We start from the raw sequence: 25,220 nt of genomic DNA on the forward strand, positions 1-25,220 counted from the left end.
GGTTCGGTGTGCGCGCGGTGGAGCGCGGTAAAATACCAGCATGGAAAACACGGCGCGACGCGAAAGGCTGGCATGAGAATCCTCCTGGTGGAAGACGACCGCAAGGCGGCGCGCCTGCTGGCCCGTGGCTTGCAGGAAGAAGGCTTTGTCATTGACGTGGCGCACAGCGCGGAAGAGGGCGAGGATGAAAGCTACGCCGTCGACTACGACGTGATCGTGCTGGACTGGATGTTGCCGGGCAAGCAGGGCATCGATTTTTGCCGCGATTTGCGCGCGCGTGGCATCCAGACGCCCGTGCTGATGCTCACGGCGCGCGACGCCACGGCTGACCGGGTGGCCGGCCTGAACACGGGCGCCGACGATTACCTGACCAAACCGTTCGAATTCGAGGAGCTGCTGGCGCGCATCCGCGCCTTGCTGCGCCGCTCCGACATCAGCCGCCCGCTGGTGCTGGCGCTGGCCGATTTGACGCTCGATCCTGTCAGCCACCAGGCGACGCGGGCCGGTACGCCGCTGGTGCTGACACCCAAGGAATATGCGATTTTATTGATCCTGCTGCGCCAGGCGGGCGAAGTGGTCAGCCGCGCGCGCCTGGCCGAGCAGATATGGCAGGCGGACCTGATCGGCATCGATAACCTGATCGACGTCCACGTGCGCAATCTGCGGGGGAAAGTGGATGCACCGGGCTTGCCGCCATTGATACACACGGTGCGCGGACGCGGTTTCCGCCTGGCGGAAAACAACGGTGGCTAGCTTTCGCAAGCGATTGCTGCTGGTGCACCTGGCCGTCATCCTCGCCATCGTCGCCTGCACGGCGCTGGCCGGCTACTGGGGCCTGTCGCGCGCCGTGCATGGCCAGCTCGATGCGGCCCTGCTGGCGCTGGCCGAAACGGAAATGGCCATGCTGCCGGCCGCGCCGCGCCAGCCCGTGCAGGTGCACGAGGTGGCGCCGGGCCTGGCGCCGCCGTCGTTGACGCGCCTCGACCGCCTGGTGCAAATCATCGATGGCGAAGGCCGCGTGCTGGCGCGCAGCCGCAACCTGGAGGCGGCGCAGCTGCCGGCGCCTGCCGCCCTGCTGGCCCGCCTGGCGGCCGGCGAGACCGTCTTCGAAACCCTGCCCAAGTTTGGCGAAGAGCCGCTGCGGATGGTCTCGATTCCCGTGCCCTCATCCGGCGCAGGCCTGGCGGTGCAGGTGGCCGGTTCGCTCGACGACGCCAATCACGTGCTGGCTGCGGCCACGGTGCTGTTTGGCGCCATGGCGCTGGCCTTGCTGGCGGCCGTGGGGCTGGCCGGCGAAATGCTCACGCGCCGCGTGCTGGGCGCTATCGACGACGTGGTGGACCAGGCGCATTCGATCGGCGAAGCCAGCCTGCACCAGCGCCTGCCCCATCCCGGCACGCAGGACGAAATCGGCCGCCTGGTCGATACCCTGAACGCCATGCTGGACCGCCTGGAACACGGCTACGATGCGCAGCGCCGCTTCACGGCCGACGCCTCGCATGAACTGCGCTCGCCCCTGTCACGCCTGCGCACGGAAATCGAAATCACCCTGCGCCGCCCGCGCGAGTCGCCCGAGTATGTCGACGCGCTGGCGTCCTGCCTCGATGAAGTGCAGCGCCTGACGACCCTGGTGGAAGAACTCTTGATGCTCACGCGCCTGGACGTGGGCCAGGAGCGCAATGCCGTGGAAACGGTCGCACTCAATCCGCTGGTGCTGGCGGCCGCGCAGCGCCTGGAAAAGGCGGCGGCGCAGGGCGGCATCCGCATCGTCTTTGATGAAGGTGTGGCCGTGCAGGCCAGGGTGGCGGCCGGGCCGGTGGACCTGGTGCTGGCCAATCTGCTGGATAACGCCGTGAAGTTTTCGCCGCCCGGCAGCAGCATCACCGTGCACGTGGCGCGCGAGGGCGAACACGCGCTGGTGGGCGTCGCCGACGCGGGGCCGGGCATCGGCGTGGAAGACTTGCCGCATCTGTTCGAGCGTTTTTATCGGGGTGCCCAGGCGCGCGCGGGCGAGGCGCCCGGCTTCGGCCTGGGCCTGGCCCTGTCACAAGCCATCGTGCATGCATACGGCGGCAGTATCGAGGCGCGCAACCGCCCGGAAGGCGGCGCGCTGTTCCTCCTGCGCCTGCCCGCCTCAGATTGACGGTGCGACGCCTTCCCAGCGCACTTGCCGCACTTGCGGCCAGGCGCCAGCGCGGTTGACGAAGCGCACCAGCACGGCGCGCTGCACGGCCTGGCACAGCACCGTGGCGATCAGGCGCACCACCTGCCTGGCCTCGTCCCAGCTGCGCAACATCTGCGACGGCGCCAGGCCCGCGCCTTTCAATTCCGCCAGCAGCAGGCGCACGACGTGGTCCGCTTGCGCCACAGGGCAGGTGACGGTCAGGCGGTAGGTGGCCAGGACAGGACCGCGCCTGGCAAACCAATGGAAGAATTTTTTCATCATTACACTCCCCGCTCGGCGACAAATTCCGCGTTGTTGACCAGCGCCCAGCGCACGGCCGAGACGCTGCCTTCCAGGCTCACCTGGCTGACGATTTGCTCCAGCAATCCCAGGCTGGACAAGGGCGTCAGCAGGTCGGCCCGCACTTCGATGCGCCCGGCGTGCGCCGCATCCTCGCTGTGCAAGGATTGCAGCATCAGCGCCGGCATGCCGCTGATCAAGTGCAGCATCAGCTTGCGCACGACGATTTCCTGCTCCGCCTCGCAGACTGCCGTGACGCGATAGATGCTTTCCGTCTCGATGCCGGCATCGCTGCCGTGGGCGTTGATGCGCTGCGCCAGGTGGCGCAGCACCAGGTTGGCGACCAGCACGAAGCCCGTGCCGATGGCCGCTTCCAGGGCAAACCCCAGGCCGCACAGGATGCCGATGGCGGCCGAGCACCACAGGGTGGCGGCCGTGTTCAAGCCGCGCACCGTCATGCCTTCGCGCATGATGACGCCGGCGCCCAGAAAGCCGATGCCCGACACTACCTGCGCGGCGATGCGCATATGGCCGGCGCTATCGCCTTCGAGCACGGAAACCATCACGAACAGCGAGGCGCCGACGGACACCAGCGCGTTCGTGCGCAAGCCCGCCATGCGCTGGCGCAGCTGGCGTTCGGCGCCGATCATGGCGCCCAGGGTCAAGGCTGCGGCAACGCGCAGCGCAAAGTCAAATACCACCATTATTTCTCCCGGCTGGAGAGGAACAGGCGAGTGCAAGGGCGAAGACAATTCGCCCCGAAAGGGGGCAGCAGACGATAACGGTGGAACGATGAGGAGGGAGTGGCGGCGAATGGACATCGCCGCTGGTAAAACCGCACCTTGCCGAGGGCAGGGCGGGCGGAATGCGCGCGTCTTGCCTAAGGCTGATCGCCGATGGTCAATCGACTACTGTCACTGGAACAAGCACCCACGAGTCACTCCATATCATTGATAACGGGGACAGTCTAGCCAGTGGGGCAGCTTTGGTCAACTGAAGCTCTCTTCAGGAAGCCGCCGCGTCGTCCCCGCCAATGCGGGGACGGTGAAGGCGACCGGTAAAAAGCTTAGTGTGTGGCGCTGGCGGCGTCGGCATCCTCGTGGGCATGCGCGCCGCCGCCAAAGAAGCGTGCGGCGCGCTTGCCCAGGCTATCTAAATAGGTGTAGGCGACAGGCACCACCACCAGCGTCAACAGGGTCGAGGTGATGACGCCGCCGATGACGGCGCGGCCCATCGGCGCCTGCGATTCACCGCCGTCGCCCATGCCGATGGCCATCGGCAGCATGCCGAACACCATCGCCAGGGTCGTCATCAGGATGGGGCGCAAACGTACTTGCCCCGCTTCCATCAGCGCCTCGAACTGCCCCAGTCCTTCGCGCTGGCGCTGGTTGGTGAAGTCGACCAGCAGAATCGCATTCTTGGTGACTAAGCCCATCAGCATGATGAAGCCGATCACGGAGAAGATGTTCAGGGTACTGCCCGTGATCAGGAGGGCCAGCAGCACGCCGATCAGCGACAGCGGCAAGGACACCATGATGGCGATCGGCTGCAAAAAGCTGCCGAACTGGGACGCGAGCACCAGATAGATGAAGATCACGGCGATCCCCAGCGCCATCATCGCGCCGCCCATGGTTTCGGCCATCTGTTGCGCATTGCCGGCCACGTCGAAGCGCACGCCGGGCGGCAGGTCGATGGACTTGATGGCTTTCTGCACGTCGGCGTCGACGTCGCCGGCAGGGCGGCCCTGCACGCCCGCATAGATGGCGACCCGGCGCTGCAAGGCCTGGCGTTTCAGCACCTGCGGGCTGGACGAGGGCACGAATTCGACCACCTGGCGCAGCGGAATCATGATCGGCTTGCCATTCGCATCGAGCTTGCTGGACGCCAGCGACAGGTCGGCCAGGTCGGCCACTTTCTGACGGCCCGACTTCGGCAACTGCACGTTGACATCGTAGTTTTGCCCGTCGGACGCCAGCCAGTGGCTGACCGTGTCGCCCGCGACAAACGGACGCAGGGCATTGCCGATCTGCTGCACCGACAAGCCCAGGTCGCTGGCCAGCTCGTTGTTGATCTTCACGGTGGTCGACGGATTGGCGCCTTCCTGGCTGTATTCCATGTCGGCCAGGCCCTTGATGGTGCGCATCTTGTCCATCAGGCGGTGCGCCACTTCATCTAGCTTGCCTTCATCCGTGCCCAGGATGGCGATGAAGATGGGGCGGTTGCCGACCGACAGGGTGATGCCGGCAATCGGCGCCAGGCGTTCGCGGATCAGCTTTTCCAGTTCCTGCTGCGAGCGGCGCTTGTGCGTCTTGAGGTCCGTCAGTTTCAGGTTCACTTCGGCCGCATTGCGTCCATCCGGCGTGCCGATATTGGCCACGAGACTGTCGATTTCGGGAAATTCCTTCAGGGCCGTTTCGATCTGGCGCACCTTGGAATCCGTGTAGGCGAGGCTGGAACCGACGGGCGTCTTGAAGCGCAGGTTGACCCAGCCCTGGTCCGTCTCGGGGAACATCTCGCCACCTATCATGGGCACGAGCATCAGGCTGCCCGCGAACAGCGCCACGGCCGTGGCCAGCGTCGTCTTGCGCCAGCGCAGGGCCACTTTCAGTACCTTGCCGTACCAGACGTGCAGGCGGTCGATGCCTGTCTCGATCCAGGCCATGAAGCGGCCCAGCCACGGCGCGTACTTGAAGCGGTCCTTGACGGGGTCGCGCCAGACGGACGACAACATGGGGTCGAGCGTGAAGCTGACGAACAGGGAGACGAGAACGGCGACCGCCACGGTGATGCCAAACTGCAGGAAGAAGCGGCCGATGATGCCGTCCATGAAGGCCACCGGCACGAACACGGCGACGATGGCGAACGTGGTGGCCATCACGGCCAGGCCGATTTCATTGGTGCCGTCGTTGGCTGCCTTGTAATGGTTCTTGCCCATGCCAAGGTGGCGCACGATGTTTTCGCGCACGACGATGGCGTCATCGATCAACAGGCCGATGCACAGGGACAGCGCCATCAGGGTCAGGAAATTCAGGGTAAAACCAAACGCCTTCATGGCGATGAAGCTGGCCAGCACGGAGATCGGCAGGGTCAAGCCCGTGATGATGGTCGAGCGCCACGAGTGCAGGAACAGGAAGACGATCACCATGGTCAGCACGGCGCCTTCGATGATGGTGCGCTTGACGTTATTGAGCTGGCTTTGCACGCGTTCCGATTCGTCGTCCAGCACGCGCAGCTTGATATCGGGCGGCAGCGTCTTTTGCAGGTCGGCCGCCACTTTCAGGATGCCGGTGCCCACTTCCACCACGTTGGCGTCCTGTACCTTGGTGATTTCCATGGTCACGGCTTGCTGGCCGTTCATGCGCGAGATCGACAGTTCTTCCTGTTCGCCGTCGACCACGGTGGCTACCTGGTCCAGGTAGACGGGGCCGATGGCGCGGCGCGCGACGATGATCTTGCCGAATTCGCGCGCATCCTTGATCTTGCCTTCCACGCGCACCAATTGTTCGGCCGCGCCATGGCTGATGGAGCCGGCCGGCAAATTGGTATTCGTGGCCTGGATGGCGCGGATCACTTCATCGACGCCGATGCCCTGGGCATTGAGTTCGATCGGCTTCATGCTGATGAGAATCTGGCGTGCGCGCAAGCCGCGCAGCTTGACTTGCCCCACGCCGGCCACGCCCTGGAAGCGCTTGCTGATGATCTGCTCCGTCATGGTCGACAGCGAGCGCAGGTCATGCCCGGTCGACGTCAGTACGATGGTGGCGATGGGACGCTCGTTGTCGCCCTCGGCGCGGGCGATGAACGGGTCCTTGGCTTCTTTCGGGAAGCGCGGGCGCACCAGGGCCACCTTGTCGCGCAAGTCCTGCATGGCTTTGTCCATGTTGGTCGACAGCTCGAATTCCAGGTAGACGCCGGCGCGTCCTTCCCACGAGTTGGCGCGGATGGTCTTGATGCCGCTGACGGTGTTGACGGCGTCCTCGATGGGGCGCGTGATGTCGTTTTCCACGGCTTCGGGCGAGGCGCCCGGGTAGTTCACTTCAATGGCGGCGAACGGAAACTGCACGCTGGGCATGCTTTCCACGCCCAGGCCACGGTAGGAGAAGATGCCCAGCACCACCAGCGCCACCATGACCATGGTGGCGAAGACGGGGTTTTGAATACTGACTTTGGTCATCCACATGATTTAATCCTTCCGTGCCAGCACGGCTGCCGGCGCGGCGGGCGCACTGGCTGGCGCGGCGAAGGTCACGCTGTGGCCCGGTTTGACGCCATCGAGTCTGGCGATGATGACTTTCGTGCCCGGCACCAGGCCGGACTTGACCTCGGCGTAACCTTCATCCTCATTGCGCAGTCCCAGCGTGACGGGTTGCGCGACCACCTTGTTGTTGACCAGCGCATACACGACGGGACCCTGCTTTTCATTGCGCACGGCCGTCAACGGCACCAGCGGCGCCACGTTTGATCGCTCGGTAACGATGCTGCCCTTGGCGAACATGCCACCGCGCAGCGCGCCATCGCCATTGTCGACGGCGATGTAGACCAGCATGGCGCGCGAGCCGCTCTCGGTGGTGGGGTTGATGCGCGCGACCTTGCCAGCGAAGTCGCGCGCGCCGAAGCCGTCGACCTTGAAGTGCACGTCCTGGCCCAGCTTGATGCGGGGGATGTCCGCGCTGGGCACGGGCGCTTCCAGGGTCAGTTGCGCCAGGTTGACGATGGTGTAGACGGGCATGTCGGGCGAGACTTTTTCGCCGGCCTGCAGGTGGCGCTTGCTGACGATGCCGGCCATCGGTGCGCGGATCACCGTGTCGGCCAGGGCGATGCGGGCGATATCGAGCATGGCGGCGGCGGACTTGACGTTGGCGCGCGCCAGGTCGACCGAGTTTTGCGTGGTGTCGTAGGCCGTCTGCGAAATGTACTTTTGCTTGAGCAGCGCCTGGCTATTGGCTTCGTTTTTGCTCGCCATCGACAGGCGCGCCTGCGCTTCGTCGAGCATGGCTTGCTGCTGCGTCAGGCGGGCGCGCTGGTCGGCAGCGTCCAGGCGCACGAGGATTTGCCCATTCGCCACTGGCTGGCCTTCCTGCAAGGTGGTTTCCTGGACCACGCCGGAGACCTTGGCCTTGATGGTGGCCTGGGTCACGGGCGCCAGCGAGCCGGACAGGGGCAGGCTGATTGCCAGCGCGCGCGCATCGATGGCGGCCACGTCGCCCTGCGCCAGTTCATGCACGGGCGTCTTCTCCTGTTCCTTCTTCTTGCTCGCTTGCAGTTCGGCAGCCTTGGCGGCTTGCTGCTTCGATTGCATCACCGTCCAGCCGCCACCGGCCAGGCCCAGCACGACCAGGATCAGCACGGGGGTGCGCCAGCGCCGGCGGCGCGTGGCGGCAAGGGGGGAGGCGGGGGGCAGGGTCTCGTTTTTCATAGGTATGTGTAGTCAGGAGCGGCGCAGGGGTTCGGCGCCAGGTCTCGATGCGGACCCGGCCTGTTGCTGGCCGGGAGAATTCGGGTAGCGCATCACCGTGGCGGCCGCAGGCAGCACGCCTGCCGCTGCGGCCGTTCACGGCGATGCGCATGTTGCCACTTTAGGAAGATTCAAGTCCGGCCGCCATCGCCGTGCGACAGATTGCACAAAATCGGGGCTGGAATGCAAAAAACGGCGACCAGAGACACTGCCGGCATCGGCGCCGTGCATGTCACGATGCTTGCGCATCCTCAAGAAGCCGATTCGCCGGCGCGCAAGAATGGTCGGGATGGTTGCGCCACCGGACAGGCCATTCACCCGCCGGTCGCCGCGCGGCCGCGCCACGGGGGCCTGATGTCTGATCGGATTGCCGGAGCCACCCCTTCGCCGGGCCGTTTGCTGGCTGCTGCCGAACCGCTGCCGGGAGCGGCCGGCAAGGCGCTCGATTTGCTGTCCATCATCGTTGCCGCCGTCGAACAGGCACCCGGCCTGGCCGTGCGCGGCATCGACCACGACGGCATCGTGCGCTATTGGAGTACTGGCGCGGTGCGCCTGTATGGCGTGACGGCCGAGCTGGCGCTGGGGCAGCCGTGGGCCAGGGTGGCCGCCGCGCTGCCGGATGCCGCCCCCGTCGCCGAGGAGCTTGCCGGTGAATTGGCGGCAGTGTGGGACAGTGGCAAGGCGCGCAGCACACGCCTGTGGAAGCTCGGCGCCGATGGCGCCGCGCCACGCTGCATCTGTTCCACCGTGTTCCCTGTCATGCAGTCCGGAAGAGTGCGGCAAGTGGTCTGCATCGATGTCGACATCACGGCCAGCGGCCAGGATGGCGCCGCGCAGGGCGCCTTGTTGCTGATGGGCGACAATTTCCGCCAGTTGTACGAGAAATCCGCCGACTCCATTCTGCTGCTGCGCGATGAGCATATTGCCGAAGCGAATCCGGCGGCGATTGCCCTGTTTCAATGCGAAGACCGGCAACGCCTGCTGGGGCGCCGTCTCAGCGATTTTTCGCCCTTGCGCCAGCCCGATGGTGCCTTGTCCTCGCTGCGCGGCAGGCAACTGGCGGCGCAGGCCCACGCCGACGGCAATTGCCGCTATGACTGGCGCTATCAGACGTGCGCGGGGCAGATGTTCTGGGGTGAGGTGCAGCTCACTTCCGTCACGCTCGACCACACCTATCTGTTTTATGCCGTGATCCGCGATATTTCCTCGCGCAAACTGGCCGAGCGGGCCCTGTACCTGTCGATGCAGGTCATCGAGCATGCCAGTGTCGCCATCGTCGTGATGGACCCGCAGCAGCGGGTCGTCAGCATGAATCCCGCGTACAGCGAGATCAGCGGTTACAGTCTGGACGACATGCTGGGTAAACCCTTTGTCCTGCACGGCGTGGAGCCGGACGTGCCGGCGTTTTTCGAGCATGTGTGGGACGAAGTCGATGCGAATGGCTATTGGCAAGGCGATATCGTGGGCCAGCGCAAGGTGGGCGGACGCTATCCGGCCTGGCTGTCGCTGACGGCCATCCGCGACTCGCAAGGGCAATTGAGCAATTACCTGGCCATACTCAGCGATATCAGCGAACGCAAGAAAAACGAGGAGCACACGCGCCACCTGGCCGAGCACGATTTCCTTACCGACTTGCCGAACCGCGTGCTGCTGCTGGACCGGCTGTCGCTGGCCCTGGCGGCCGCGCGGCGCAAGCTGAGCATGCTGGCCATTTTGTACCTGGACCTCGACTACTTCAAGCACATCAATGACAGCATGGGCCACCACGTGGGCGATTTGCTGCTCAAGGAAGTGGCGCGGCGCCTGGTGCGCTGCGTGCGCGGCGTCGACACGGTCAGCCGGCATGGCGGTGACGAGTTCGTCATCATCCTGGCCGAGGTGGGCGGCATCGACCAGGTGGCCCATGTGGCGTCCAGCCTGCTGCATGCCGTCACGCAGCCCTATCAGTTGGGCGAACACGAACTGCAGGTGTCGACCTCGATCGGCGTGGCCATCTTTCCCAGCGATGGCGACAACATCGATACCCTCGTGCACAACGCCGATATCGCCATGTACCATGCCAAGGAAGGCGGGCGTAACAATTTCCAGTTTTTCAATGCCGAGATGAATGCGCAAATCGTCGAGCGGGCCAGCCTGGAGCAAAGCTTACGCGAAGCGCTGGGCCGCGATGAATTCGTGCTGGAGTTCCAGCCCGCGTTCGATGTGGCCAGTGGGCAAATCGTCGGCGCCGAAGCCCTGTTGCGCTGGCGCCACCCGCAACTGGGCTTGCTGCCGCCCGAGCGCTTCATCGCCGTGGCCGAGGAGTGCGGCTTGATGGTATCGATTGGCAACTGGGTGCTGCAGCAAGCTTGCCAGCGCGCGCGCGCCTGGTACGATGCGGGCCATGCCTGGCGCGTGGCCGTGAATCTGTCGCCGGCGCAATGCCTGCACAATAATTTATTGCTTAGCGTACAAGAAGCGCTGGCCGTGTCGGGTGTGCCTGCCGGCTGTTTGGAACTGGAAGTGACGGAGTCCTTGCTGATGAAGGGCGGCGCGCGTCTGGCCGGTGTGCTGGCGCAGCTGCGCGCGCTGGGCGCCAGGCTGGCCATCGATGACTTCGGCACCGGCTATTCGCGCCTGGCCAATTTGCGCCATTACCCGGTGGATAAACTCAAGATCGATCCATCGTTCCTGCCCGCTGCGGTGGATGGCGCGGCAGGAGCGTCGGACACGGCCGTCGCCGCCGCCATCATCGCCATGGCACGCGAGCTGCAATTGACGGTGATTGCCGAAGGCGTGGAAACGGCCCAGCAGCTGGCCTATCTGCGGGGGCAGGGCTGCCAGCAATACCAGGGACGCTATGCCAGCGCGCAAGTGGAGGGCAGCGCGCTGGCGAAGTTGTTACATTAGTTAATATTTCCCAGCAGCTTGATGCGTGCCAGCACCTGCCCATGGTCGGACGCATGTGGCAAGCCCAGCAGCAAATGGTCGTTGAGATAAGTCACTTCCTGCAGCACGCCGATGGCGCGCGGCGAGGCGGCGTGGAAATGTTCGGACACGAGGATGTGGTCGATCGTCATGTAGGCGCTGTCGTGGATGTTGGTGTAAGCCATGTGGCGCAAGGCATCCTGGCGCTGCTGGATGGCGCTGGCGTCGTACAGGCGCGCGCGCATTTCCATGCCGGGTTCGCACGGCGCGCCCGCCCCCATGACGATGGCCGTGGTGACGGCATTGGCGATGTCGTTGAAGTCACCCAGCACGATGCGGGGCCTGCCGCTGTGGCCCAGTTCGCTTGCCAGCACGCGCAGGGCCACGGCTTCCGCGCCGCGCCGCTGCAGCGAGCGCAGGTTGGCCAGCGCATAGGCAGCGGCATCGTTGCCGTCGCCATGGCGGTAGTCGGGCCGGCGCGATTTCAAATGTACCACGACCACGTCGGTGAGTTGTCCGCCAGGCAAGATGACCTGCACGTGCAGGGGCGCGCGGGCGAAGCGGCTGGCATTGTCTTCGGCGGGCACGCTCACGCCAGAGGGGAAATTCGTCCAGGCAACACCGGCGCCGGCCAGCGGCAGGCGCGACACGAGCGCCACCGTGGGCAGCATGCGTCCGGCAGCATCCATCGCGTCGTGGCCGGCCAGGATGGCTGCGCGGTAATGGCGCGTGCGCGACAGCACGTCGCGCAAGGCTGCTTGCGAGAAAATTTCCTGGAAACCGATCACATCGGCGTCGAGCAGGTCGATTTGCCGCGCCGTCCACTCCGCCTTGGCTTCGTATTGCGCCGGGCTCAACGGTTCCAGGTTGTCATACAATTTCGCCCCGGCGGGAGCCAGGTTGCAGACATTGAATGTGGCAAAGCGGATTTCTTCCTGCATAATTAGCACTCCTCACTGAACGATCAGCGTATCACGCATGGCTAAAAAAGAGCATATTTCCGAAACCCAGGCGACGCAGTTGCTGCGCAAGCATCAAGTTTCCTTCGACGAGCACCCTTATCCGTACGAGGAGCACGGCGGCACCAGCGTCTCGGCGCGCGAACTGAACGTGCCCGAACACGCGGTCATCAAGACCCTGGTAATGCAGGACGAGGCGGCCAAGCCGATGATCGTGCTCATGCATGGCGATTGCAAGGTGTCGACCAAGAACCTGGCGCGCGCCATCGGCTGCAAGGCCGTCGAGCCGTGCAAGCCCGAAGTGGCGCAGCGCCATTCCGGCTACATGATCGGCGGCACCTCGCCGTTCGGCACCAAGAAGGCCATGCCCGTGTACGTGGAGCAATCGATCCTGGCGCTCGAACGCATCTACATCAATGGCGGGCGGCGCGGTTTTCTCGTCTCGCTGGCGCCGCAGGTGCTGCTTGATTTGTTGCACGCCAAGCCGGTGCAGTGCGCCCTGCAGGATTAAGGAAATCGTCCAAAGCCTGTTGCTGGGTATAGAGCATGGTGTATATTCTGCTGCGCCAGCCTCGACGCTGGTGCAATAAACACAACAAAGGGAAGAAATGAATCCAGTAATCACAACCGTGGCAATGACAGTGGCCGCTTACTTGCTCGGCTCGATATCGTTTGCCGTGGTGATGAGCAAGGTCTACGGCATTGCCGATCCGCGCACCTATGGCTCGAAAAATCCGGGCGCCACCAACGTGCTGCGTAGCGGCAACAAGGGCGCGGCCATCATGACCTTGCTGGGCGATGGCGCCAAGGGCTGGCTGGCCGTGTTCCTGGCCGACCATTTTGCCACGGCGCTGGGCGTGGGCGACATGGCCGTGGCCCTGGTGGCCATCGCCGTCTTCCTCGGTCATTTGTGGCCCGTGTTCTTCCGCTTCGTCGGCGGCAAGGGCGTGGCCACGGCCCTCGGTGTGTTGCTGGGCATCAATCCCTGGCTGGGCCTGGCCACCCTGGCCACCTGGCTGATCATCGCCTACGCCTTCCGCTATTCCTCGCTGGCAGCCCTGGTGGCGGCCCTGTTTGCGCCGTTTTACTATGGCTTGCTGTTCGGCGTCGATCCCATCTTGCTGTCCGTCATCATCATGAGCGTGCTGCTGGCTTACCGCCACAGCCAGAACATCGCTAACTTGCTCTCTGGCAAGGAAAGCAAGATCGGCGGCAAGAAGGACGTGGCCAAGGCCGCCGGCAAGAAGAAGTAAGCGCTTGATTTCCCGCGGCCCGCACGCATATGCTGTGCTTGCGGCGCCGCGCGGTGCGGCCGCCACCGACTCGCGCAAAGGCTGCCCACCATGAGTTCCACTCCCATCATACCCACTCCCATCCGTATCGATTTCGTCTCCGACGTTTCATGCCCCTGGTGCGTGGTGGGCCTGAAATCGCTGGAGCAGGCGCTGGCCAAGCTGCAAGACACCGTCCAGGCCGACATCCACTTCCAGCCTTTCGAACTGAACGCGAATATGCCGCCCGAAGGCGAGGATATCGGCGAACACATCGCTCGCAAATACGGGTCCACCCCGGAACAGATGGCGCAGTCGCGCGAAGCCATCCGCGCGCGCGGCGAGCAGCTGGGCTTTACCTTTGCCATGGACAAGCGCGGCCGCATCTACAACACCTTCGATGCGCACCGGCTGCTGCACTGGGCCGGACTGCAAGGGCACCAGAAAGAACTCAAAATGGCCCTGTTCGATGCCTATTTCACGCAGGGACAAAATCCCTCTTCGCACGAGGTCTTGCTGGCCGTGGCCGGCAAGGTGGGCTTGGACAGCGTCAAAGCGGCCGAAGTATTGGCGTCCGATGCCTATGCGGACGAGGTGCGCGCGCAGGAACAGTTCTACCAGCAGAACGGCATCAACTCGGTGCCCGCCGTCATCATCAACGAGCGTCACCTGATTTCCGGCGGCCAGCCGCCTGAAGTGTTTGAGCAAGCTTTGCGCCAGATCATCGCCGGCGGTTAAGCCGGGCGCCAATGGCGCGCGCCATGGCAGACTTTTTGCGCTACACTCGGCGCAGAAGGAGGATAGTCAAATGCCAACAGCCCGCTGGAATGGCGCCGTCATTGCGCAAGCCACCGATGCGCAGGTGCAAGTCGTTGAAAACAATGTATATTTTCCTTTGTCCAAGGTGACGCAGGAGTATCTGCGTCCCAGCAGCCACACCACCATCTGCCCGTGGAAGGGCACGGCCAGCTATTACGACCTCGTCGTCGATGGCCAGACGAATGCCAACGCGGCCTGGTATTACCCCCAGCCCAAGGATGCCGCCAAGCAAATTGCCGGCCACGTCGCCTTCTGGCGCGGCGTGAGCGTCGAACGCTGACGCGCCATACTAAAATACTAAAAATTAATAGAAAGCAGACGATGGATCTACGCCTCGCCGTGTATCAGCTCGCCTCGGCCAACGCGCTCGATGCCCAACAAACCCGGCAGTTGCAGGAAGTGGCCGGTTTCCAGCGCGAACCGGCGCGCCTGGCCTATTGGCTGCCGCGTGGGGTGGCCGTGCTGGGTGCCGCGTTGCTGGGCATGGGCCTGATCTGCTGGGTCGCCGCCAACTGGGAAGACTTGGGCCGCATGGGCCGCTTTGCCCTGTTGCAAGGCGTATTTGCCGCCACCTGCGTGGGCGCATTCGCCGTGCCCAAGGCACGCGTGCCCTTGCTGCTGCTGGCCTTGCTGGCCATCGGCGGCCTGTTCGCGTATTTCGGCCAGACCTACCAGACGGGTGCCGATCCGTGGCAGCTGTTCGCCCTGTGGGCCGCGCTGGCCTTGCCCCTGTGCCTGGTGGCGCGCAGCGACGTGCTGTGGACGCCGTGGATGCTGATTTTTTCGACGGCCGCCGCCCTGTGGGTGCAGGCGCATGCGCACCACAGCTGGCGCATCGATTCGGCCGACTTGTCCATTTTTGTCAGCGGCTGGCTGGCCGTGCTGCTGGCCTGTGCGTTTGTCTCGCCCCTGCTGGCGCGCTGGACGGGCGCAGGCAGCTGGGCCTTGCGCCTGGGCCTGGTGCTCGCCACCATCCTCATCACGGGCACGGCCGTCAGTGCCCTGTTCGGCAGCAATATCGAGTCGCCGTACTGGGCGGGACTGGGCTTGCTGGCCATCGCCGGCGTCCTGCTGGCCACGCGCAAGCTTTTTGATGTGTTCGGCCTGAGTGCCGTCGCACTGGGCTTGAATATCTTGCTGGTGGGTGGCCTGGCGCGCGTGCTGCTTAATGGAGGCAATGGCGATGGCGTCGGCAGATTGGCCATGCTGGGCTTGCTGGCAGCCGTGCTGCTGGCGCTGACCGTGCAAGGCATCCTGTGGCGCACGCGCCAGGAGGCGGCATGAGCAATATGAATAGTCAACGAGCCGATGCGCTCGCTACCCTGATCGACGACGCCACGCGCGCCGGCCTGTTGCCGCTTGGTACCAGCCGACCGGTGCAGGATGTGCGGCCGTGGCCGCTGGTGCTGATGACGGCCTTTGGCGCCTGGCTGGCCGCCATTCCCCTGATGATTGCGCTGGGCGTGGGCCTGGAAAGCGTGGTGCGCCAGGGCCCCGGCGCGTATGTCGTGGCCGCCATCGTGCTGGTGGTGGCCGTGCTGCTGATCCGTGCACGCGGCGTGGCACTGTTTGTCGAGCAGCTGGCCGTGCCCTGCCTGCTGGTAGGCGGCGGCTTGCTCGGTTATGCCCTGTACCGCGACTATTCCACGCAGACGGCATCGCTGCTGCTGTGCCTGGCATGCCTGGTGGTGGCCGCGGCCTTGCCGCGCGACTGGCTGCGCGTGCTGCTGGGATTGGTCGCCTGCGGCTTGCTGGGGCTGGGCATCGTCGATAGCACGCGCGACTGGATTTTCGAGAATGACCCCACGCAACTGTATCTGGCCTGGATGCTGGCCCTGGCCCTCTGGCTGGGCGCCCACTGGCTGCAGAAGCAAGCCTTCAACGATGGCCGCGGCGCGTCTGTCGCCGCCTTCCTGGAATCGCTGTCGACGGGGTGGGTATTGGCAATCTTGCTGGGGCTGGTCTTCTGGTCCGGCATGACCTTCATGCTGGGCGGCGCCTTGGGCGGTGGTTTTGCCGGCGAGGTGGCGCGTGAAGTGACCCGGCACCAGGGCGTAGCCTGGTATGCGCAGGCCTTGAATGGTGTGTCGCTCGTGCTTGCCACGGCCGCCGCCGCCTGGGCGGGATGGCGCTGGCCGGCGTTGCGCCAGTTGCCCGCCATCGGCGTGGCGCTGGTGCTGGTCGTGCTGGCGTGGTTCATGCCGGCGCTGGGGCCCGTGCTGCTGATCCTTGCGTATTGCCTGACGAGCGGGCGCGCGCGCGTGGCCGTGGCGGCCGCGCTGGCGGCGGCGTGGATACTCGGCAGCTTTTATTATCAGCTGGCCTGGCCGCTGGCCAGCAAGGCGGCGCTGCTGGCCGTGGCCGGCGCCGTGCTGTGCGCCCTGTCGTGGCTGGTCATGCGCGGCGCCGTGCTGCACCTGGTGGAAAGCAAACCGGTGAGCGTAGCGGCCGAACACCGCGTCGCGCGTATGGGCGTGCTGGGCGGCTTGCTGCTGGTGTTGCTGGTCGCCAATGGCGGGATCTGGCAGAAAGAGCAGCTGATTGCCAAAGGACAAGCGATCTTCGTGGCACTGGAACCCGTCGATCCCCGCTCACTGATGCAGGGCGACTACATGCGCCTCAATTTCGTCAACCTGGGCGTCCTCTCCACTCTGGCCAGCGTGGACAGGGCGCCAGGCCGGCCTCTCGTGGTAGCCACGCGCGATGCGCGCGGCGTGGCAGAATTGCTGCGTCCATACACCAAAGAGGCGCTGGCGCCCGGCGAATTCCTGCTCGAACTGACGCCGAAAGATGGCAACTGGGTGCTGGTCAGCGATGCCTGGTTCTTCAAGGAAGGCGAGGCGGCGCGCTGGGAAAAAGCCCGTTATGGCGAGTTCCGTGTCATGCCCGATGGCCGCGCCTTGCTGGTAGGTATGCGCGGGGAAGATTTACAGGTGCTGTAGACGCTTGATTTGAACAAACCCAATGGCAGAATCCGGGGTCGTACCCTGAGGGTACGACGCCAGCCTTTGCTCTTGGGGTGGCTGCATCCTGTAAAATTGCCCGATGGATAATATTACGCATTCGGTCATCGGCCTCGGGGTTGGCGAACTGGTACACCGCAGCCTGCCGCCCGAGCCGCAAGCCCCCGCACAGCGCACCCGGCGCGCGCTCTTGTGGTTTTCGGCATGGTTTGCCAGCAACGCGCCCGACCTGGATCTGGTGCTGACCCGATTGCTGCCGCGTCCGTTTGGCTACATGTTGCACCACCGGGGCCACACGCATACCTTGCTGCTGGCCTTGCCGCAGGCGCTGCTGTTGCTGGCCTTGCTATGGCTGCTATGGCCCGGCGCGCGCCGCCTGCTGAAAAGCAGCGTACCTGCCCGCATCGGCCTGGCGGCTTGTTTGCTGCTGGGATTCTGTTTGCACATGGGCATGGATTTCCTCAATTCCTATGGCTTGCACCCGTTTTACCCGTTTGATAACCGCTGGCTGTATGGCGACATGGTCTTCATTGTCGAGCCCATGTTCTGGGTCTTGCTGGGCGTGCCCGTGATCATGTCCTTGCGCTACGGCAGCGTCAAAAGCGTGCTGCTGGCGGCCTTGGCGGCGGCCCTGTGTTTCTTTACCTATAAAACCTATCTGGCACCGGCCTCGCTGGCGATTCTGCTGGGGCTGGGCGTGATCCTGGCCGTGCTGCAAGGACGGGCCGTCGAGCGGGGGCGCGGAGCGCTGCTGCTGGCCTTCGCGCTGGCAGCCACTTTTATCGGCACGCAGGGCGTGGCCTCGGCCCTTGGCCGTAGCCGCATCGAAGCGGCTGTGCAGCGCCTGGACCCCGGCACGCGCGTGTGGGATGTGGCGATGACGGCGTTTCCCAGCAACCCGCTGTGCTGGATCTATGTCTCGCTCGACAGCAAGACGGACGTGTACACCCTGCGGCGCGGCACCCTGAGCCTGCTGCCCGAGTCGCTGGCGCCCGCCGCTTGCCCGGCCGGGCTGGCCGAGACGGGCAAGCAGGGACAGCAACTGGCGCCCGGCATCGCCGTGTCTGCCCAGGCGGCGGGCAGCCTGACCACCCTGCGCACCTTGCAGGAAGACAATTGCTATGTCGACGCCTGGTTCCGCTTTGCCCGCATGCCCAGATTGAATGCGGACAAGCTGACGGACGTGCGCTTCAATCCCGGCATGCTGCCCAATTTCACGACGGTGGAGCTGCAGCAGTTCCGTAGCCGGCCGTGTCCCGCCTACGTGCCGGGCTGGGACCGCCCCCGTGCTGACATGCTGGCGCCGCCGAAATAGAGAACGGATGTGTTGCTCTTGGGCAAAAAATATCGCGTGTGGGCCTGCTTCGCCGTGACCCAGCATGCGACACTACCAATTCAGCAAGAATGATATTTAGTTAGGACTATTTTGGAAGAGCAACACGCCTTACCGTATCTGCGGGAAACCCTGCTGTTTCTCGCCCTGGCCGGGATTTTTATTCCGCTATTGCAACGCCTGAAGGTCAACCAGGTGCTCGGTTTCCTGGCCGTCGGCGCCCTGTTCGGCCCCTTCGGCTTCGGCTTGTGGGCCGGCGACTTCACGTGGCTGACGTATTTCTCGTTCGTGCGCGCCGAGCAAGTCAGCGGCCTGGCCGAGCTGGGCGTGATGTTTTTGATGTTCATGATCGGCCTGGAACTGTCAACGGAACGGCTGTGGGCGCTGCGGCGCTGGGTGTTTGGCGCGGGCGTGGGGCAGGTGGCTGTCAGCGCCTGTCTGATCGGCAGTGTCGCGTACTACTTTGGCCTGTCGCTGGAAGCGTCCATCGTGCTGGGGCTGGTGCTGTCGCTGTCGTCCACGGCCGTGGTGATGCAGTTGCTGACCGACCAGCGCTCCCTGCAAACGCCAGCCGGCCAGGCGGGCTTTTCCATCTTGATGTTGCAGGATTTGATGGTGGTGCCGCTGTTCATCCTGATCGATGTCTTCGCCAGCGGGCGCAGCGACGACCTGGCGTATCTGCTCAGCTTTGCGGCCGTGAAATCGGCCGGCGCCATTTTGCTCATCTATCTGTTGGGACGCAGGGTCATTCGCCCCCTGTTCCAGTTTTTCGTCAAGAAACGCCAGCCTGACGTGTTCATGGCTTTGACCCTGCTCAGCACCCTGGGCATCGCGGGCCTGACCTACCTGGCGGGTCTGTCGATGGCGCTGGGCGCCTTGCTGGCCGGCCTGCTGCTGGCGGAAACGGAATTTCGCCACGAAGTGGAAGTGACGATCGAACCTTTTAAAGGCTTGCTGATGGGCTTGTTCTTCATGTCGGTGGGCATGCAGATCGACGTGCGCGAAATCCTCAAGTCGCCGATTTTGATTCCCTTGGCCGTGTTGAGCTTGTTTGCGGTGAAAACCCTGGTCATCAGCGTGATTTTCCGCATCGGCGGTTTTCACTGGGGGCGCGCCGTGGAAACGGGCGTGCTGCTGGGGCAGGGCGGCGAGTTCGCCTTCATCGTCGTCGCGTATGCACTCGGTACCAAGCTGATCGGCCCGCAGGTGGCACAGTTCGTCATGCTGGTGGTGGGCTTGAGCCTGTTCGCCACGCCGGCGCTGGCCAAGGCGGCGCGCGCTTTCGGCAACTGGTGGGAACAGCGCCACCACCATCAGCTGGCCGACCTGGCGCACGGCGCGCTGCCGCCGCAGGGCAACACCGTCATCATCGCCGGTTTCGGCCGGGTGGGACAGTTGCTGGCCAAGGTGCTGACGGAGCAGGATATCGCGTATGTGGCGATTGAAAATGATGCGCGCCTGGTGACGACCCTGCATCCGCGCGGTTTCCCCGTGTATTTCGGCGATGCGTCGCGCGCGGAATTGTTGCAAAAGGTGAATGCGGACCGGGCTGCCGCCGTGGTGCTGACCATGGACCATGCGGCCTCCGTGCTGCATGCCGTGAAATCGATACGCCGCGAATATCCGCAACTGCCCGTGTATGCGCGCGCGCGCGACGAGGCGCATGCGGTGGCCTTGATACAGGCGGGCGCTACGCTGGTCGTGCCCGAGGCGCTGGAATCGGCGCTGCAGCTGACGGCCACCGTGCTGCACACGGTGGGCCTCTCGGAAGCGCGCACGACGGACATCGTGCAAGCCGAGCGCGACCGGCGCAATGCCGTGTTGCTGGCGAAAAAGCTGCCGTAGTGCAAGCTGTAGCCAACCGTGCGTGTCGTCGTGCTTTGTAAATTATCTATACAATAATAGTATATGAGCAGACTAAACACATGAAAGCCGCGACGAAGAGCGCAGATGCGCCCTTGACGCCGCAGCAGCTGGCGGCGCAGGAAACGCAGCAAAAATTTGGCAAGCCCGAGCGGGGCTGGCGCGAGCGGGTGTACACCGTCATTTTCGAGGCGGAAACGCGCACGGGCCGCGCCTTCGATTTGCTGCTGATCGCCGCCATCCTGATCAGCGTGACGGTGGTCGTGCTCAGCAGTGTCGCCTCCGTGGCCGAGCGCTATGGCAATTGGCTGACGGCGCTGGAATGGTTTTTCACCATTTTATTTACCATCGAATATTGCGCGCGCCTGTCGTGCCTGCGGCATCCGGTGCGCTATGCCAAGAGTTTTTTCGGCATCATCGACTTGCTGGCCATCGTGCCAACCTACATCGGCTTGTTGCTGCCGGGCGCGCATGTGCTGATCGACGTGCGTATTTTGCGCCTGCTGCGCATGTTCCGTATCCTCAAGCTCACGTCGTATGTACATGAATACACGGTGCTGGGGCGGGCCTTGCTGGCCAGCCGGCGCAAGATCCTCATTTTCTTGTCTTTTGTCATGATGGTGGTCTTTCTGTTGGGTACTGTGATGTATGTCGTGGAAGGGCCGGATAACGGTTTCAGCAGCATTCCCACGTCGATATACTGGGCCATCAGCACCATGACCACCGTGGGCTTCGGCGATATCACGCCGAAGACCGACATCGGGCGCACCATCGCTTCGTTGATGATGCTGCTCGGCTGGGGCATCCTGGCAGTGCCTACCGGCATTATCAGCGCGGAAATGACGGTACAGCGCAGTTCCAAGCTGGTCACCACGCGCACCTGCCCCACGTGTCTGAAAGAAGGGCTCGATGATGATGCCAATTTCTGCAAGAACTGCGGTGTCGATTTGCCGCCCTTGGCGCGCGATTAGCGTATAGACCGTACATCAACCGTATTTACTTTACTTTTTTAAGGCCAACATGATTCCAGTTCGCCTGATCGCGACGGGCAAAGCCGTGCCGTCGCATAGTGTGACTTCCGCCAGCCTGGATCTGAAACTGGGCCATCCGGCCGGCTACACCCTGCGCAAGAGCGGCGTGCTGTCGCGCTTTGTCGCCGCCCCCGATGAGTCGCAAAGCCAGCTGGCTGCCGCCGCCCTGCTCGACGCGCTGAAGAACGCCAGCCTGCGTCCGGCCGACATCGACTTGCTGATCTGCGCCAACGGCGTGCCCGAGCAAGCGTTGCCAAACACGGCCTGTTTCGTTGCCGAACATGCGGGATTGCCGCCAGGCACGCAAAGCTTCGACGTCAATGCCAGCTGCCTCAGTTTCATGGCAGCGTTCCGCGTGGCCGCCGCGATGCTGGCCGGCGGCGCCTACCGCCGCATCGCCATCGTCTCGTCTGACCTCGCGTCGCGCGGCGTCGACTGGAGCGAGCCGGAAGCGTCGATGATCTTTGGCGACGGCGCTGCCGCCGTCATCGTCGAGCGGGGCGACGGCAGCGCCGGCATCCGCGCCTACAAGATGGGCACGTATCCGGAAGGGCGGCGCTACTGCGAAATCCGCGGCGGCGGCACCGAGCGCAACCCGCGCAACGGCTGCGAACCGGGCGACTACCTGTTCCGCATGGATGGCAAGGCCGTGTTCCGCCTGGCCGTCAAGGTGATGCCGGATTTTCTTGCGGAATTGATGGCCGAATCGGGCGCGGGACTGGAAAAGGTCGACGTGGTTGTGCCGCACCAGGCCAGCCCGCTGGGGCTCGCGCATGCGGCGCGCATCCTTGACGTTCCCGATGCTAAAATCATCAAGATCTTTGAAACGCATGGCAATCAGGTGGCCGCGTCCTTGCCTACCGCCCTGCACGAGGCGGTGATGACGGGGCGGGCCGTGGCAGGCCAGCGTTTGCTGATGATGGGCACGGCCGCAGGCCTGACCATCGGCGGCATGATTCTTGACCTGTGAAGGTGGTGTGATGAGGCGGATACTGGTCACGGGAGCGACGGGCGGGCTGGGGCGCAATGCCGTGCGCACCCTGCTGGCGCAGGGCGTGGAAGTGCGTGCCACGGGGCGCAACGCCGCCGTCGGCCGCGAACTCGAACGCATGGGCGCGCAATTCGTGGCGCTCGACCTGGCGCAGGCATCGCCACGCCAGGTCGATGAGCTGGTGCGCGGCATGGATACCGTCTGGCATTGCGCCGCGCTGTCGTCGCCCTGGGGCCCCGAGCGCGACTTCATCGCCGCCAATGTCACGGCCACGGCCCAGTTGCTGCGCGCGGCCGCCAGCCTGCATGTGGAGCGCTTCGTGCACATCTCCACCCCGGCCATCTATTTCGACTACCGCAACCGCTACGAGGTGCCGGAAACCTTCCGTCCCGATGCCTTCGTCAACGCGTATGCGCGCAGCAAGGCGATGGCGGAAAAACTGGTGCAGGATTGCGTCGACCGCCACCGTGGCATGACCTGCGTGATCCTGCGCCCGCGCGCCATCTTCGGCCCGCACGACCAGGTCTTGATTCCGCGCCTGGCGCGCGTGCTGGAACAGCGCGGCGGCAAGCTGCCCCTGCCCAATGGCGGCGCGGTCAGCATCGACATCACCTATGTCGACAACGTCGTGCACGCGATGTGGCTGGCCACCGTGCACAAGAGCATCGCTTCGGGCGCCGCCTTCAACATCACGAATGGCGAACCGGCGCGTCTGTGCGACATTTTGCGCAGCCTGTTTTGCGAGCATCTGCAGCAGCCGTTCCAGATCGTCAGCGTGCCGTATCGCGTGCTGGCGCTGCTTGCCCGCCTGATGCAGTTCGCCTCGCGCTTCACGTGCCGCGAACCATCGCTGACGCCCTACAGCATCGGCGCGCTCAGTTTCGACATGACGCTCGATAACGCCAAGGCGCGCAAGGTGCTCGGCTACCGTCCCATCGTCAGCCTGCAGGAAGGCATCGCCCGCACGGCGCAGTGGATGCGTCAGGAAGCGGCGGCGCACAAGGTGGGCAAGGAGCGCAATGGCTAGCATCACCGCGTTTCGCGTCGGCCACTGCACCCACCCTTCGTGCATGGTCTTGAAAGGCAGCGGGCTGGCCAGCCGCTGCTTCCCCTCGCGCGCCTACCTGATCGAGACGCGCGCGGGCCTGTACCTGTGGGACACCGGTTACGCCGAACACTTCCGCGCCGCCACGTCGAAAGGCGTGTACCGCATGTACGCGTGGGTGACGCCGATTTTCTTCGACGAGAATGAGTCGCTGCAGGGCCAGTTGCGCGCGCATGGCGTCTCGCCCGGCGACATCCACACCTTGCTGCTGTCGCACTTCCACGCCGACCATATCGCCGGCCTGCGCGACTTTCCTGGCGCGCGGCTGATGGCCTCCAAAACCGGCTGGGACGCCGTGCGCGGCCTGTCCGGCGTGGCCGCCGTGCGCCAGGCCTTCGTGCCCGAGCTGCTGCCGCCCGACATTGCCGACCGCCTGGCTTTTGTTGAAAGCATCCCGGAGACGGCTTTGCCGGCCGCCCTGCTGCCGTTTGCGCACGGGCGCGACGTCAGCGGCACGGGCGAGATCTACATCGTCGACTTGCCGGGCCACGCCATCGGCCATCTGGGCGCCTTCGTGCTGCAGGAGGGCGGCTGGACCCTGCTGGCGTCGGACGCGGCCTGGGTGCCGGAAAGTTTTCAGCAACTGCGTGGGCCGTCGGAACTGTCGTTCATCATCCAGCACAAGCGCGCGCCGTATTACGCGACCTTGAACCGCTTGCATCAGTTGCACCAGTCGGGCAATGCGCAGATACGCATCACGCATGAAGATACGCTCGATTATTTGCCAGTGGCGGGCCGCCCGTGAAGCGTATTTTCTGGTTATTGCTGTCGTACTGGCGCACGCGCCGCCTGCGTTTTACAAGCCGCGCGCAGCTCGACGCCTACCAGCGGAAGCAGCTGGCGCGTTTCATCGACACCCTGTGTGCGCGCAGCCGCTACTTTGCGCCGTACCGCAAGCTGCCGCTGGCGCAGTGGCCCACCATGAACAAGGCGCTGATGCTCGAGCATTTCGACGCCATGAACACTGAGGGGGTGACGTTGGCGCAGGCGATGGACGCGGCCATGGCGGCCGAGCATAGCCGCGACTTCACGCCCGCCGTCGGTGACATCACCGTGGGGCTATCGTCGGGCACCTCGTCGCGGCGCGCCGTGTTTACCGTCAGCCCCCGCGAAAAGGCGCAATGGGCAGGCGTGATGCTGGCCAAGGCGTTGCCCGACGGCCTGTTTTCCGGCGAAAAGGTGGCGCTGTTCCTGCGCGCGAACAGCAATCTGTATACGGCCGTGCGCTCGCCATGGCTGACCTTTGCCTTCTACGATTTGTTCGAACCGTTCGACAGCCTGTGCGCGCAGCTGGCGCAATATCGGCCCTCCGTCATCGTCGCGCCCGCGCAGGTGCTGCGCCAGCTGGCCTTGCGCGTCATCGATGGCAGCCTGGCGCTGGCGCCGAAAAAAGTCATCTCGGTGGCCGAAGTGCTGGAAGCCCAGGACCGCGCGCTGATCGTGCAGGCGTTTGGCGCCGTGCATGAAATCTACCAGGCCACCGAGGGTTTCCTCGCCAGCAGCTGCGAACATGGCGTGCTGCATCTGAACGAGGAATATGTGCACATCGAGCCGCAGTGGCTGGATGATGAACAACGTCGCTTCGTACCCGTGATTACCGACTTTACGCGCATCACGCAGCCCATCGTGCGCTACCGGCTGGACGATATCCTGCTCGCGCGCGCCACGCCATGCCCTTGCGGCCGCGCCACGCGCGCCATCGATGGCATCGAAGGGCGTTGCGACGATATGCTGCTCTTGCCATCCCTGCCATCCATGTTGTCGGCGAACGGCGGCACCCCCGTCGCCGTGTTTGCCGACGTGCTGACGCGCGCCTTCGCGCAAGCCTTGCCGCCGGACGCCGATTACCGCCTGGTGCAGTCGGGCGAAGCTGGCTTGCAACTGCACGCGGCCCTGGACGATGCCGGCCTGGCCGCCCTGCGCGCGCACCTGGCAACGGTGCTGCAGGGCCTCGGCGTGGCCGTCGACGGTCTGGCCTGGACGACGAGCGCCGAATTGCCTCCCTTTGACCCCACCATGAAACGGCGCCGCATCCGGCGCCTTGCAAGCGCATGAACCC

21 protein-coding genes are annotated in these 25,220 nt (G+C 64.5%); 16 read left to right on the forward strand and 5 right to left on the reverse strand.

Annotated features, from left to right (window positions below; genetic code table 11):
- Nucleotides 1-72 precede the first annotated feature (72 nt).
- Both ACQ4WS_RS08760 and ACQ4WS_RS08765 read left to right on the forward strand, forming a co-directional pair.
- Complete coding sequence (locus tag ACQ4WS_RS08760) at nt 73-753, forward strand: response regulator transcription factor (protein WP_353660083.1); 681 nt, start codon at nt 73-75, stop codon at nt 751-753.
- Nucleotides 746-2,143 carry a HAMP domain-containing sensor histidine kinase gene (locus ACQ4WS_RS08765; RefSeq protein WP_436475427.1) on the forward strand — a complete coding sequence of 466 codons (1,398 nt, stop codon included), beginning with the start codon at nt 746-748 and terminating at the stop codon, nt 2,141-2,143. The genes ACQ4WS_RS08760 and ACQ4WS_RS08765 overlap by 8 nt, the downstream gene beginning before the upstream one ends.
- Here the strand turns inward: ACQ4WS_RS08765 and ACQ4WS_RS08770 are convergent.
- The 4 genes from ACQ4WS_RS08770 to ACQ4WS_RS08785 all read right to left on the reverse strand — a co-directional run bounded on the left by ACQ4WS_RS08770 (nt 2,135) and on the right by ACQ4WS_RS08785 (nt 7,880).
- Entirely contained in the window at nt 2,135-2,446 is a 312-nt protein-coding gene (locus ACQ4WS_RS08770) for a hypothetical protein (protein WP_436475429.1), read from the reverse strand. The genes ACQ4WS_RS08765 and ACQ4WS_RS08770 overlap by 9 nt on opposite strands.
- Nucleotides 2,446-3,168, reverse strand: a complete 723-nt coding sequence (locus tag ACQ4WS_RS08775) for an MgtC/SapB family protein (protein ID WP_436475430.1) — start codon at nt 3,166-3,168, stop codon at nt 2,446-2,448. Before ACQ4WS_RS08775 ends, ACQ4WS_RS08770 begins: the two co-directional genes overlap by 1 nt.
- Before the next feature lie 362 nt (nt 3,169-3,530).
- Complete coding sequence (locus ACQ4WS_RS08780) at nt 3,531-6,644, reverse strand: efflux RND transporter permease subunit (RefSeq protein ID WP_436475432.1); 3,114 nt, start codon at nt 6,642-6,644, stop codon at nt 3,531-3,533.
- 3 nt (nt 6,645-6,647) lie between these two features.
- On the reverse strand, nt 6,648-7,880 hold the full coding sequence (locus ACQ4WS_RS08785) for an efflux RND transporter periplasmic adaptor subunit (RefSeq protein ID WP_436475434.1): 1,233 nt from the start codon (nt 7,878-7,880) through the stop codon (nt 6,648-6,650).
- A gap of 393 nt (nt 7,881-8,273) precedes the next feature.
- Here ACQ4WS_RS08785 and ACQ4WS_RS08790 point away from each other — a divergent pair, with 393 nt between their 5' ends.
- Nucleotides 8,274-10,808, forward strand: a complete 2,535-nt coding sequence (locus tag ACQ4WS_RS08790; protein ID WP_436475436.1) for a sensor domain-containing protein — start codon at nt 8,274-8,276, stop codon at nt 10,806-10,808.
- Here the strand turns inward: ACQ4WS_RS08790 and ACQ4WS_RS08795 are convergent.
- Complete coding sequence (locus ACQ4WS_RS08795) at nt 10,805-11,767, reverse strand: endonuclease/exonuclease/phosphatase family protein (RefSeq protein ID WP_436475438.1); 963 nt, start codon at nt 11,765-11,767, stop codon at nt 10,805-10,807. The genes ACQ4WS_RS08790 and ACQ4WS_RS08795 overlap by 4 nt on opposite strands.
- Nucleotides 11,768-11,804: 37 nt before the next feature.
- Between ACQ4WS_RS08795 and ybaK the strand changes: the two genes are divergently transcribed.
- From ybaK to ACQ4WS_RS08860, 13 genes are all read left to right on the forward strand, one after another.
- Complete coding sequence (ybaK, locus tag ACQ4WS_RS08800) at nt 11,805-12,296, forward strand: Cys-tRNA(Pro) deacylase (protein ID WP_436475440.1); 492 nt, start codon at nt 11,805-11,807, stop codon at nt 12,294-12,296.
- A gap of 97 nt (nt 12,297-12,393) precedes the next feature.
- On the forward strand, nt 12,394-13,038 hold the full coding sequence (plsY, locus tag ACQ4WS_RS08805) for a glycerol-3-phosphate 1-O-acyltransferase PlsY (protein WP_436475442.1): 645 nt from the start codon (nt 12,394-12,396) through the stop codon (nt 13,036-13,038).
- A gap of 90 nt (nt 13,039-13,128) precedes the next feature.
- Nucleotides 13,129-13,794: a DsbA family oxidoreductase gene (locus tag ACQ4WS_RS08810; protein ID WP_436475444.1), complete on the forward strand. Its 666-nt coding sequence runs from the start codon at nt 13,129-13,131 to the stop codon at nt 13,792-13,794.
- Between the two features lie 70 nt (nt 13,795-13,864).
- Nucleotides 13,865-14,155: a DUF427 domain-containing protein gene (locus tag ACQ4WS_RS08815; RefSeq protein WP_436475446.1), complete on the forward strand. Its 291-nt coding sequence runs from the start codon at nt 13,865-13,867 to the stop codon at nt 14,153-14,155.
- A 41-nt stretch (nt 14,156-14,196) separates the two neighbouring features.
- Nucleotides 14,197-15,159, forward strand: coding sequence for a DUF2157 domain-containing protein (locus ACQ4WS_RS08820; protein WP_436475448.1), 963 nt, complete (start codon nt 14,197-14,199; stop codon nt 15,157-15,159).
- Between the two features lie 5 nt (nt 15,160-15,164).
- Nucleotides 15,165-16,817, forward strand: a complete 1,653-nt coding sequence (locus ACQ4WS_RS08825; protein ID WP_436475450.1) for a GDYXXLXY domain-containing protein — start codon at nt 15,165-15,167, stop codon at nt 16,815-16,817.
- 103 nt (nt 16,818-16,920) lie between these two features.
- A complete protein-coding gene (locus ACQ4WS_RS08830; protein WP_436475452.1) occupies nt 16,921-18,153 on the forward strand; it encodes a metal-dependent hydrolase in 1,233 nt (410 codons plus the stop codon).
- A gap of 111 nt (nt 18,154-18,264) precedes the next feature.
- Nucleotides 18,265-20,016 (forward strand): cation:proton antiporter domain-containing protein, encoded by a 1,752-nt coding sequence (locus tag ACQ4WS_RS08835; RefSeq protein WP_436475454.1) that lies wholly within the window; start codon nt 18,265-18,267, stop codon nt 20,014-20,016.
- An 80-nt stretch (nt 20,017-20,096) separates the two neighbouring features.
- The gene (locus ACQ4WS_RS08840) at nt 20,097-21,005 is read left to right on the forward strand and encodes an ion transporter (RefSeq protein ID WP_436475456.1); all 909 of its coding nucleotides are present in this window, start codon (nt 20,097-20,099) and stop codon (nt 21,003-21,005) included.
- Between the two features lie 49 nt (nt 21,006-21,054).
- On the forward strand, nt 21,055-22,035 hold the full coding sequence (locus ACQ4WS_RS08845) for a 3-oxoacyl-[acyl-carrier-protein] synthase III C-terminal domain-containing protein (RefSeq protein ID WP_436475457.1): 981 nt from the start codon (nt 21,055-21,057) through the stop codon (nt 22,033-22,035).
- A gap of 10 nt (nt 22,036-22,045) precedes the next feature.
- Entirely contained in the window at nt 22,046-23,083 is a 1,038-nt protein-coding gene (locus ACQ4WS_RS08850) for an NAD-dependent epimerase/dehydratase family protein (protein WP_436475459.1), read from the forward strand.
- On the forward strand, nt 23,076-23,906 hold the full coding sequence (locus tag ACQ4WS_RS08855; RefSeq protein WP_436475461.1) for an MBL fold metallo-hydrolase: 831 nt from the start codon (nt 23,076-23,078) through the stop codon (nt 23,904-23,906). The genes ACQ4WS_RS08850 and ACQ4WS_RS08855 overlap by 8 nt, the downstream gene beginning before the upstream one ends.
- Nucleotides 23,903-25,216, forward strand: a complete 1,314-nt coding sequence (locus tag ACQ4WS_RS08860; RefSeq protein ID WP_436475463.1) for a F390 synthetase-related protein — start codon at nt 23,903-23,905, stop codon at nt 25,214-25,216. Before ACQ4WS_RS08855 ends, ACQ4WS_RS08860 begins: the two co-directional genes overlap by 4 nt.
- The last annotated feature ends 4 nt before the right edge of the window (nt 25,217-25,220 follow it).

This window comes from Janthinobacterium leeuwenhoeki (assembly GCF_051380795.1).
Taxonomy (GTDB): Bacteria; Pseudomonadota; Gammaproteobacteria; order Burkholderiales; family Burkholderiaceae_D; genus Janthinobacterium.

What these genes read in the sequence shown, in the direction of transcription:
- ACQ4WS_RS08825 (WP_436475450.1), top strand. Translation starts at nt 15,165, where the DNA reads ATGAATAGTCAACGAGCCGATGCGCTCGCTACCCTGATCGACGACGCC.
- ACQ4WS_RS08780 (WP_436475432.1), bottom strand. Translation starts at nt 6,644, where the DNA reads ATGTGGATGACCAAAGTCAGTATTCAAAACCCCGTCTTCGCCACCATG.
- ACQ4WS_RS08810 (WP_436475444.1), top strand. Translation starts at nt 13,129, where the DNA reads ATGAGTTCCACTCCCATCATACCCACTCCCATCCGTATCGATTTCGTC.
- ybaK (WP_436475440.1), top strand. Translation starts at nt 11,805, where the DNA reads ATGGCTAAAAAAGAGCATATTTCCGAAACCCAGGCGACGCAGTTGCTG.
- ACQ4WS_RS08770 (WP_436475429.1), bottom strand. Translation starts at nt 2,446, where the DNA reads ATGATGAAAAAATTCTTCCATTGGTTTGCCAGGCGCGGTCCTGTCCTG.
- ACQ4WS_RS08795 (WP_436475438.1), bottom strand. Translation starts at nt 11,767, where the DNA reads ATGCAGGAAGAAATCCGCTTTGCCACATTCAATGTCTGCAACCTGGCT.
- ACQ4WS_RS08845 (WP_436475457.1), top strand. Translation starts at nt 21,055, where the DNA reads ATGATTCCAGTTCGCCTGATCGCGACGGGCAAAGCCGTGCCGTCGCAT.
- ACQ4WS_RS08830 (WP_436475452.1), top strand. Translation starts at nt 16,921, where the DNA reads ATGGATAATATTACGCATTCGGTCATCGGCCTCGGGGTTGGCGAACTG.
- ACQ4WS_RS08850 (WP_436475459.1), top strand. Translation starts at nt 22,046, where the DNA reads ATGAGGCGGATACTGGTCACGGGAGCGACGGGCGGGCTGGGGCGCAAT.
- ACQ4WS_RS08815 (WP_436475446.1), top strand. Translation starts at nt 13,865, where the DNA reads ATGCCAACAGCCCGCTGGAATGGCGCCGTCATTGCGCAAGCCACCGAT.
- plsY (WP_436475442.1), top strand. Translation starts at nt 12,394, where the DNA reads ATGAATCCAGTAATCACAACCGTGGCAATGACAGTGGCCGCTTACTTG.
- ACQ4WS_RS08785 (WP_436475434.1), bottom strand. Translation starts at nt 7,880, where the DNA reads ATGAAAAACGAGACCCTGCCCCCCGCCTCCCCCCTTGCCGCCACGCGC.
- ACQ4WS_RS08820 (WP_436475448.1), top strand. Translation starts at nt 14,197, where the DNA reads ATGGATCTACGCCTCGCCGTGTATCAGCTCGCCTCGGCCAACGCGCTC.
- ACQ4WS_RS08855 (WP_436475461.1), top strand. Translation starts at nt 23,076, where the DNA reads ATGGCTAGCATCACCGCGTTTCGCGTCGGCCACTGCACCCACCCTTCG.
- ACQ4WS_RS08790 (WP_436475436.1), top strand. Translation starts at nt 8,274, where the DNA reads ATGTCTGATCGGATTGCCGGAGCCACCCCTTCGCCGGGCCGTTTGCTG.
- ACQ4WS_RS08840 (WP_436475456.1), top strand. Translation starts at nt 20,097, where the DNA reads ATGAAAGCCGCGACGAAGAGCGCAGATGCGCCCTTGACGCCGCAGCAG.
- ACQ4WS_RS08775 (WP_436475430.1), bottom strand. Translation starts at nt 3,168, where the DNA reads ATGGTGGTATTTGACTTTGCGCTGCGCGTTGCCGCAGCCTTGACCCTG.
- ACQ4WS_RS08760 (WP_353660083.1), top strand. Translation starts at nt 73, where the DNA reads ATGAGAATCCTCCTGGTGGAAGACGACCGCAAGGCGGCGCGCCTGCTG.